The organism is Nitrosomonas sp. (assembly GCF_043753625.1).
Lineage (GTDB): Bacteria > Pseudomonadota > Gammaproteobacteria > Burkholderiales > Nitrosomonadaceae > Nitrosomonas.
The window spans coordinates 19,806-29,093 of sequence record NZ_JAYUWI010000133.1 but is presented as its reverse complement, the minus strand read 5'-3'; the positions used below and the strand labels follow the sequence as shown (position 1 = coordinate 29,093).

General features: G+C 46.5%; 11 protein-coding genes and 2 pseudogenes. 5 read left to right on the top strand and 8 right to left on the bottom strand.

Going from position 1 to position 9,288, the window contains the following annotated elements:
* Positions 1-93, top strand: a pseudogene (locus ACH10T_RS11335) (IS200/IS605 family transposase); the annotation flags it as partial.
* 159 nt (positions 94-252) lie between these two features.
* Here ACH10T_RS11335 and ACH10T_RS11330 read toward each other — a convergent pair.
* From ACH10T_RS11330 to ACH10T_RS11300, 7 genes are all read right to left on the bottom strand, one after another.
* Positions 253-540: a YqjD family protein gene (locus tag ACH10T_RS11330; RefSeq protein WP_394809383.1), complete on the bottom strand. Its 288-nt coding sequence runs from the start codon at positions 538-540 to the stop codon at positions 253-255.
* 523 nt (positions 541-1,063) lie between these two features.
* Entirely contained in the window at positions 1,064-2,137 is a 1,074-nt protein-coding gene (locus ACH10T_RS11325) for an AI-2E family transporter (RefSeq protein WP_394809384.1), read from the bottom strand.
* Between the two features lie 301 nt (positions 2,138-2,438).
* Entirely contained in the window at positions 2,439-3,356 is a 918-nt protein-coding gene (locus ACH10T_RS11320) for a bestrophin family protein (RefSeq protein ID WP_394809382.1), read from the bottom strand.
* 122 nt (positions 3,357-3,478) lie between these two features.
* The gene (locus ACH10T_RS11315) at positions 3,479-3,781 is read right to left on the bottom strand and encodes a hypothetical protein (protein WP_394809381.1); all 303 of its coding nucleotides are present in this window, start codon (positions 3,779-3,781) and stop codon (positions 3,479-3,481) included.
* Positions 3,782-3,845: 64 nt separating this feature from the next.
* Positions 3,846-4,070, bottom strand: a complete 225-nt coding sequence (locus ACH10T_RS11310) for a hypothetical protein (RefSeq protein WP_394809380.1) — start codon at positions 4,068-4,070, stop codon at positions 3,846-3,848.
* A 73-nt stretch (positions 4,071-4,143) separates the two neighbouring features.
* Complete coding sequence (locus ACH10T_RS11305; RefSeq protein ID WP_394809379.1) at positions 4,144-4,374, bottom strand: hypothetical protein; 231 nt, start codon at positions 4,372-4,374, stop codon at positions 4,144-4,146.
* A 69-nt stretch (positions 4,375-4,443) separates the two neighbouring features.
* Complete coding sequence (locus ACH10T_RS11300) at positions 4,444-4,587, bottom strand: lmo0937 family membrane protein (RefSeq protein ID WP_292925879.1); 144 nt, start codon at positions 4,585-4,587, stop codon at positions 4,444-4,446.
* Between the two features lie 253 nt (positions 4,588-4,840).
* On the opposite strand from ACH10T_RS11300, the pseudogene ACH10T_RS11295 reads away from it, so the two are divergent.
* From ACH10T_RS11295 to ACH10T_RS11280, 4 genes and pseudogenes are all read left to right on the top strand, one after another.
* Positions 4,841-5,579: pseudogene (locus ACH10T_RS11295) on the top strand (Crp/Fnr family transcriptional regulator).
* Positions 5,580-5,805: 226 nt separating this feature from the next.
* Positions 5,806-6,513 carry a Crp/Fnr family transcriptional regulator gene (locus tag ACH10T_RS11290; RefSeq protein ID WP_394809378.1) on the top strand — a complete coding sequence of 236 codons (708 nt, stop codon included), beginning with the start codon at positions 5,806-5,808 and terminating at the stop codon, positions 6,511-6,513.
* Positions 6,514-6,779: 266 nt separating this feature from the next.
* Entirely contained in the window at positions 6,780-7,196 is a 417-nt protein-coding gene (locus tag ACH10T_RS11285; RefSeq protein ID WP_394809377.1) for a DUF4398 domain-containing protein, read from the top strand.
* Complete coding sequence (locus ACH10T_RS11280) at positions 7,193-8,050, top strand: OmpA family protein (RefSeq protein WP_394809376.1); 858 nt, start codon at positions 7,193-7,195, stop codon at positions 8,048-8,050. The genes ACH10T_RS11285 and ACH10T_RS11280 overlap by 4 nt, the downstream gene beginning before the upstream one ends.
* 195 nt (positions 8,051-8,245) lie before the next feature.
* On the opposite strand, the gene ACH10T_RS11275 is transcribed toward ACH10T_RS11280, so the two are convergent.
* Complete coding sequence (locus tag ACH10T_RS11275; RefSeq protein WP_394809375.1) at positions 8,246-9,286, bottom strand: hypothetical protein; 1,041 nt, start codon at positions 9,284-9,286, stop codon at positions 8,246-8,248.
* Positions 9,287-9,288: the final 2 nt, after the last annotated feature.

Genomic DNA, 9,288 nt, shown 5'->3' with positions numbered 1-9,288 from the left:
ACTGTGGGTTTGGATGAAGAAATGGTCAGAGCGTATATACGAGATCTGGAAAAAGAAGATGAGCGATGTGATCAGTTGAAATTGGATATGTAGATGCCACTTTAGCGGCTCACAAACAGCCTTCGAGGGGCTCCAGCTATAAGCCTCCGGCTCTGCCGGAGGTAATTTAACTTGACCGAATTCCGCCACAGTTTGGCATGTTCCGCAGCAACGATCTCTGCAAGTAATTTGGGTAGCACTTATGTCAGCCGTTTAACGTTTATTACTCAGTAGCATGCCGATCACGAAGCCGCTACCGAAAGCGACAAGCGCGCTGGTAAGCGGGCGTTCTTCGATATACTTCTCCACACTTTCTCCGGCCAGCTTAGTCTGGTCACGCACACGCTTTTCCGCATCATGAGCCAGATCGACAGCCTTGTCACCTTGCTTTCCTGCCAGATCCTTCACTGAAGTCACCAACAATCCAATGTCTGTCCGAAGACTGGTCAAATCCTTTTTTAACTGTTCTATCTCTTTACTAAATTCATCTGTTGTTGCCATGATTGTTCTCCGTTTAAACAAATAGATTCGATAGTTTTTTAACTAAATAATAAGAAATCGAATAATTTTTCACCAATTCTGATCACATGCTTTGCACTCTGAACAGAATTTCTTCAAGCAATATGAAACACTAAAATCGTACAAAATCATCCCACTTTCCATCACTGCCATCGATTCAATCGATACGCTCAGCGTTTCTCTTAGTTGTTAAGCACATAAATGATGATCAATACGAATACCGGTACCCCGAGCAACCATCCTAGAAAATATTTACCCATTTAAGTCTCCTTTGCAGAATTAGGACTACTAACTTGTTCACTCAATACGTCGCCGATTGAGTAATTGTGCAGCAATGTGTAAGATTTTCAAGAACGTACCGCGGATACGAATCAGAGGGGGAATCTAAAGCCCAGCCCGATCGTGTCATACCAATCACATCGCCACACATTGCACATTACAGTACGAATCAGCTGTCGTATGTGCGGCGCCACACAAAGGATGCAGATCGAGCGGATAATTGCTCTCAATTGCGTACCTCGGGGGGATTTTCTATCTCCGTCGCCGGATGTGCCGTCCATAGTTGAGTCAGCGTAATGCCCACCGCCAGGATCGGGGGGCCGATGAAAATACCGATAAAACCATAGGCAACGATACCGCCAGACACCCCCAGGAAAATCAGCAGAAAGGACAAACTACTGCCGCGGCTAATGAGATAGGGTCTGACAAAGTTGTCGATGCTGCTGATCACCAATACGCCCCACAGCACCATGAAAATTGCCCAGCCGTAGGATTCCTGATAAAGAAACCAAACGCTGGCACCGCCCCATATCAAGGTTGGCCCCATTGGAATCATGGCTAGAAAGAAAGTAGCGGCGCCGAGCAGGAAAGCGCCCGGCACTCCGGCAATGAAAAAACCGATGGCGGCGGCGATGGCTTGCGCTAATGCGGCACCAAAAATACCATGCACAATACCCGTCACGGTATCATGGATCAATACCAGAGGGTCTGCGCCGAGACTGCCGGCAAGCAGCTTAGCCACCCCATTTCGCAGTGCCTGGATCAGGGCCTCACCATCGCGGTAGAAAAAGAAACCGATGAATGCGGCGAACACCATCTGCAGCAAGCTTTGACCAATTACGTTGCCCAAGTTAAGGAGAAAATTTCTGACCGGTTCGAGCAGCTCTTTAAATAGCATCACTGCTTCCTTCCCGCCGGAAGCAAGCCCCTGCCAATAACTATCAAGTCGCTCACCGAACAGGGGCACCTCTTTAAGCCATACCGGCGGTTCAATCGGACCGTGTTCCAGAAATATTTTGACTGTGTCGAAAGTGGCAGTTAGATTGTCCGCAAAACTGACAGCAAGCAGCGCAGAGGGGATGATTACTAACATAATCAGCAGCATTACCATCAGTAATGACGCCAACGCAGGTTTTCCCCATAACGCCCTGCGTAAGCACAGATAAAGCGGCCAAGTCGAAATGCACACCACCATTGCGAACAAGATCGCAGGAATGAACGGATGGATAACCAGATAGCAGCTAATGAAAACGAGAGCGATTACGGCAAGCTGGATGAATTGCAGAATACGTTCTTCCATGCTCATCTTTGCTTCTCCTTGATTAACGCTCATGTTAGTCCTCGAATTTTTACCGGCTGGCCCATAGTGGAATGCTGATGTGCTAATGTCGCGTTCACGTCGAATTGCTATCAGTCACTACGCATAGGCTTATCTACTTTGAACAATATGCCTTTATCTACAACTCGCATTATTTTCAGCCATAAACCTTAGCCAGCTTATAAAGTCAAAACTGATCACAGACTGAAATGAATTTTCCTGCGGTAAGCCCAAGATCAAACTTTTGTTGTGATGCAGCTAAGGGCTAAATTCAAGAGGAAGCCTACATCAATACTCCATCTTGGGGTTTTAACGATGCGGGAATTATCGATTCCCCAAGTTGCTGCCGTAAATCAATTTCGATATTTCTGCAAATGGAAGACATGGGCACATCTTCCAGTTTGCTTTCGAAGGGTTCTTCCGTTCTTTTCCCAATACGTTCGGTGATCGTAAAAATGGAAGCTAAGAGAACATAAATCGGAAGCGTTATCCAACCAAGATGCTGAACAAGCCCAAAAGGAAGTAACAATACAAAGATCCATACGAAGGATCTGGTAAAAAAAGCATATTGGCGAGGCAAAGGTGTTGTTTTAATCCGCTCACAGCGTCCCTGGCCGATAAAAAAATCTTTAATGGATTCCATCAATCCGAAAATATAGGCCTGTTGCTTGATCCAGCCAGATCTATACAGCTCTCTCAACCGCAAAGATTGCTGATGATTCAGTTGTGTCGCTTTATTAATTGCCTGATTCAATCTCTGAAACTCGGATTCTGATAAAAGTGGTCTCAATTCTTCCCAAGTGTTTTCTTGACGTAATTGCATGCGAAGCGCATTGAGAAAAGCCAGATGCCGATAGATAAGCTCACAATGGATACGATGAGCCTCCTGTGACACATCTCCCTGATTTTCTGGGGATTCAATATAACCAATTACTTGAGAGGCAAAATTTCTGGAAGCATTTGTTAAATCGCCCCAGGCAGTCCGAGCTTCCCAGAATCGATTGTATGCCTCGTTGTTTCGGAAACCCAACAAAATAGCCACAGCAATCCCAAAAACGCTAATTTCAGTATCAGGGAGAGTTAAATGCTCAAAAAAATGCAAATTTAGAACATACACAAAATATCCATACATCAGAAAAAAAAGGATATTCCATCCTTCAAATTTGAGTATCCATTTAAGATGTACAGTCTGGACAATCATGCGCTAATCTTGTTTTTCCTGATGAGCTGTGAACCTTGGGTAAAAGAGCAGCCTTTCTATCTTTGCAAACCACGCTAATCAGTGCATGCATCAGCGTGAAACGGCTTAACAAGAGATGCATTTCAATCTTTAAACTGCGCTCTCAATTTGGCAGCCGTATCTTGAACAGCACTGCTGAGTGTATTCCAAGTAATCTCCGCGTTGTCCTTAAGCTGTTCCCAAGCATCCTCGTTAGCTTTGCTCAGTTCTTGCAACTTAGTCTTCGTGGTATTAATTTTTTGCTCAAGCTCTTCAGCACAATTCTCATATTTAATTCGCACATCTGCTGCAGAACTTTTCGCTTCGGCTCTTAATTCATCCAATTTGGCTTGTGCCAACTCTACCTCAGCTTCTATCTTTTGTTGGTATGCTTTTTTCGTACTCATAATATTATTTTCCTTGGTTAATCAATTTAAAACCGGCTTTCAAGCTTCATGATACGTCTGCATACTACTTACCAGCATCTTTAGCGCTTTCTTTAATTGCTTTGCCGGCATCATCCAGTTCATGACCCATATCTTCGGCTGCATCACGAATTTTCTCGCCAGGACGGCGATCCAGTGCGTCATCAACTTTATTCATCACCTTTTCGCTGCCTGTTTGCTTGTTATCACAGGCAGGTAACGTAAGAAGCGTTGCGCCGATTATCAGTATAAGAAGGTAATAAGATTTCATTTTATTTCTCCATTGTTGGTTTGGGGTATATCCGCTAGGCCATTGACGCTAAACATATGTATCTAACCACTGATTAAATTCTATTACTCCTTCTTCTGCCGACAACTAAAAGAATTTCGCCAGCCAGAATGGCACCAACACCTGCCCAGACAGGGATATTGACATATTGCTTTTCATCAACTGACAAATGGAGTGCCCCGATATTGGCTTGGTGAGTCTCCTCGGTATAGCTAAAACTACCATAAGCCAGACCCAAGGCACCTGCAATAATCAATAGGGTGGCTAACATTCTGAATGAATCCATTTTGTTTTCTCCAAGAAGTACTGTCGCAATTGTTTTTGAAAACGAACCGGAAAGAATCGGGCCGGAAGGTTACCCTCGGCCTTGAATGACCCGGAGCAGTATCACAATGAGCGCTATGACCAAGAGCAAGTGAATGAATCCGCCCATCGTGGTCGATGAAACGAGCCCAAGTATCCACAGAATGATTAACACTAACGCAATGGTTTCTAACATAATATGTCTCCAGTGATTATTTGAAAGAGAGTTGGTGAAAATGAGGTTTGCTAATGAATCCGTACTGCGTGCCTCGATTGCTGTGCTTTCGGATCGCTCCTCACGATGTATTTGCAAACCTTCGTTCTCACAAACCCGGAAATCTGCTTATGATGAGATTAAATACATTAAACTGAAAAGGGTCTGTGCGATAGCGCACAAAAAGAAATGACTTGAGTTACTCTAGCAATACTTTCTCAAAACGGAGGCTGTTATGCCCACGACATCTACCCCACCAGCCCCGCAGCAGAATCATCTTTTGGCTGCCTTGCCAGTCGAAGTTCAGAGCCGTTTGTTTCCTGCGCTTGAATTGGTGTCACTGCCGCTTGGCAAGGTTTTGTATGAATCCGGGGATACTTTGCGCCATGTCTATTTTCCGACCGACTCCATCGTATCGCTGCTCTACGTGATGGAGATTGGTGCATCAGCGGAAATCTCTGTGGTAGGTAACGATGGGCTCATTGGCATTGCTTTATTTATGGGAGGTGAAAGCACGCCAAGCCGGGGAGTCGTACAAAGCGCCGGTCATGCCTACCGGCTGCTGGGATCGCGGCTCAAAGAAGAATTCAATCGCCACACTGGTTTTTTACTCCTGATGCTACGCTATACACAGGCCTTGATTACACAAATGGCCCAGACAGCGGTGTGCAATCGTCACCATTCGATAGAACAGCAACTGTGCCGCTGGCTGCTGCTTTCGCTGGATCGTTTGCCGGACAACCAATTGACGATGACCCAGGAACTGATCGCCAACATGCTGGGCGTGCGCCGCGAGGGTGTCACCGATGCGGCCGGGTAAGTTGCAAAAACTCGGTGTGATCGAATACAACCGCGGGCATATCACGGTATTGGATCGGCCCAAACTGGAGCAGTTGAGTTGCGAATGTTATGCCGTGGTCAAACGAGAAACTGATCGCTTGTTGCCAGACGTTTCTCTGATCTATATTCAATAACTTGCGGACAAAATCACCATAATTACGAAACACATTGTGTTTATCAGAAAAATTCCTTTTAGCGGCGCTCTGTTCTCATAAGCAAAACCTAAGTACTGTTGTGAATTTCCTGTGTGTCCTAGCGCACAGAAAATTGTGTGACTATCGTTTAAGTTATGTCCTTTAGATGGTTCTGTACCTTTCTCGTACTACTCTGTTGGTTTTTCGTGGTAAAGGATAATTAAAAATGTCAGTTGTAATACCAGTACAAGTGACCAATCACCTGATTAGATGTTTGTCAAGTGAGGAACGAAACCGGTTTCTGCAGCATTGCGAGTCGGTAAAGCTGGTTTTCGGCGATATCCTGTATGAAGTGGATGAACCTATCCAGCATGTATACTTTCCCCTTGCCGGTTTCATCTCGCTGGTGATATCAATGGAAGGTCATCAAACGCTGGAAGTAGGACTGATCGGTAATGAAGGCATGCTCGGCGCAACACTTGCGCTGGGAATCGCTGATGCGCCACTGAAGGCAGTGGTGCAAGGTTCCGGTAGCGCGCTACGGATGACAGCCGCACAATTTCAGCACGAGTTGCGCAACAGTCCCAGCATGCTATCCACACTCAACCGTTATCTGTATGTATTGGTGATGCAGTTGTCGCAAACCGCTGCCTGTACTCATTTTCATGAGATTGAACCGCGGCTGGCGCGTTGGTTGCTGATGACGCACGACCGCGCACATGCTGATCATTTCCATCTCACGCAAGAATACCTCGCTGACATGCTCGGGGTACGCAGAAGTAGCATCACCATCGCTGCGGGCAAGCTGCAACAGCAAAAGCTCATCAGTTATATCCGTGGTGAGATCAATATCCTTAATCGAAAGGCACTCGAAGCGGCGTCTTGCGCGTGTTACAGCGTACTGAACGATCACTACACCAGACTGTTTCCTTAATCCTATTTCCCTCTCAGTTCATTGTTGCAGGAAACGAAACAAGCGGATCGTTGAACCGCACTGTACGCTATATCGTTAACAAATCATTGCGAGCAAACCGAACAACTCACAGCCTCCCATTTTGCATCTGCTTTGTTTGACCTCTTGAATAATCTAACTAGGAAATAAGGGCTATGTACGATAACGCACAGAATTGCTCACTGAGTCTGATGATAATGATCGCAAGGTTGAATGCTACGCCGAAAATTCCATTTAGGAGAATCAACATGACTCATAGACTTACAAGAATGAAAGTAATAGGCGCGCACGGATCACCGTTGCAGCTTATAACCGCCGTTGGGATTCTGTTCTCACTCGTTGCTTGTGCGACAGTTCCACAACCTCCAAACCAAGAACTAGCAGCCGCAGAAATGGCAATTAACAGTGCCGATCAAGCACGCGCCGTGGACTATGCATCCACTGAACTGCATGAAGCGCGTACAAAACTTGCCGCAGCTCGCGCTGCCGTTCAGCAGGAGAAAATGATATTGGCCCAGCAACTTGCCGAACAGTCCCGTGTTGATGCCGAATTAGCTTTAGCTAAAGCTGAAGCAACCAAGGCCAAGGCAATTAACGATGAAATGCTGAAAAGTACCGACGTCATGAAGCAGGAAATGCAACGCAATACGGGAGATAAACAATGAACACGCAAATCTATCGATTAAGAAAATTGATCGCCATCACGCTCACTCCCGTTATTTTTGTCGCATGCTCGACGCCCATAAAACCGGAAGGTGCCGACATGACTCGGAGCAAGCTGATACAACTACAATCTGATCCGCAACTGGCCAGCCGCGCACCGGTTGCGATTCAGGAAGCTGAACTTGCCGTGCGTGCTGCAGAAGTACCGCAAGAAGATGTAGGACTCGGCAAGCATCTGGTGTTTATGGCTGATCGCAAGATTGATATTGCCACGTTCCAGGCACAAAGCCGTTTGTCAGAAGATCAACGCAAAATGCTCAGTGAACAACGCGATAACGCGCGTCTTGATTCGCGTACACGCGAGGCCGACAGAGCGCACAGCGATGCTACTGCTGCGCGAAGAGAGGCGAATTTAGCCAATATGGATACTGAGATAGCGCTGCAACAAGCCGCAGATCTACAAAGACAGATTGCAGAGTTAAATGCTAAAGCAACAGACCGCGGTCTGGTCGTAACGCTCGGCGATCTGCTGTTTGATACCGGCAAAGCGACTCTCAAGGGTGGTGCGGCTAGTCATCTTGGCAAACTCGCTGCTTTTCTGAACCAGTATCCGGACCGCACGGTGATGATAGAAGGTCATACTGACAATGTTGGCAGCGAAGACTTTAATTTAGGCTTGTCGCAACGGCGCGCCAATTCGGTAATGACCTATCTGATCAGCCAGGGTGTCGCTTCTAACCGGCTTGCGGCATACGGGAAAGGTGAAAATTTTGCAATTAGCGACAATGAATCCGCTTCCGGGCGTCAGCAAAACCGTCGTGTTGAAATCATCATCGCAAACACAACCACTAGATAATAGGCGGCACGATCGAGTCATAGCATAGGTATGTTGTTAAGAAGCCTGCTCAGTTGTACCGAGCAGGCTTCTTTGCTACAAGGTAATCTCCCGCTACAACAAAGAATCTGAGTCATTCTCCCATCCAGAACTCTGATACCCCTTCAACAGGAAATAAATCATTGGCTTAGAAATGAAGCCTATTTGATCCCCTACTCACTTACCTGATTTTTTCTGCAAATTGTTGTTCAACTGCCGCAAGTTTTTGATCATTACCTTTTTCATTTGCTCGCGACCTATTGCGTGTTTCAAACTGCTGCCAACGCCGCCGACCTGGTCGGTAGAGCTGCGGGTGGAATAAAACATCAGCGTGCCGTCTTTATAGGGTATGCCGCCTGCCACAACATGACTGGAGTTATAGGAATGACCCACGTAAAACTGTCTGTGCAGAATGATGCCGCCTTCAGCGTCCGCGGCGATGACACGATGACTTAAAATTGCAGTGGGCCGGTCCTCGACGATGCGGTTCATCCAGAAAAACTGTTCGGTTGCAGACTTGGGCAAACCCACAGGGTAATTCAGCCAGCCCTGTTGCAGTTGCGGAAAATAATGCGCCCAGGTTTTGCTATTAACCGCGTCTGTACGCAATTCCGTGGCCGGGTCGGCATTGCTGCCGTCGCGGCTATAGGCAGTGACTCCTGCCAAGCCACTTTTACGATAGTCTTTCCAGCGCTGCAGCAGGATCTCCCGATACTTTTGCGAAGCGGTTTTAAGCAGTATTTTCTTATCAATATCATCCGGTTTGGGGAGTAACGCCTGCAACGCTTCAATTTCCTGTTTCGACAAGTTAAATTTGTTGCCGGATTCTGCTTTCAAAAAGGCTTTAGCTTCATCAAGCTGTTTTTCGCCAAACGCAAATTTCCTGAAAGTGTTGATATCAGCATTGTCCGGAATCAACCCTGAAGCGGTGATGTTGCTGTCCTGTATTATCAGGTTGCCACGCTTCAGATACTCGAGAACTTGCGCTAACTGCACCGGCATATACATGGCAACACCAATCGCCAGCTCTTTCTGGCTGGTTTCACTGACTTCGTAGGCGACAATTTCGCCGCGATCAAGTTGGCTGATCTGTTCACTGCTGATGCCGAAGTTTTCCAAGAATTGTTGCGCGTTAGGCACGTTTTGTGCCCATAACAGTTGACTGAATAGTACGTACAGGAACAATGTAGCTTGTAGCGAGCGTTTGCAGAAAAACATAC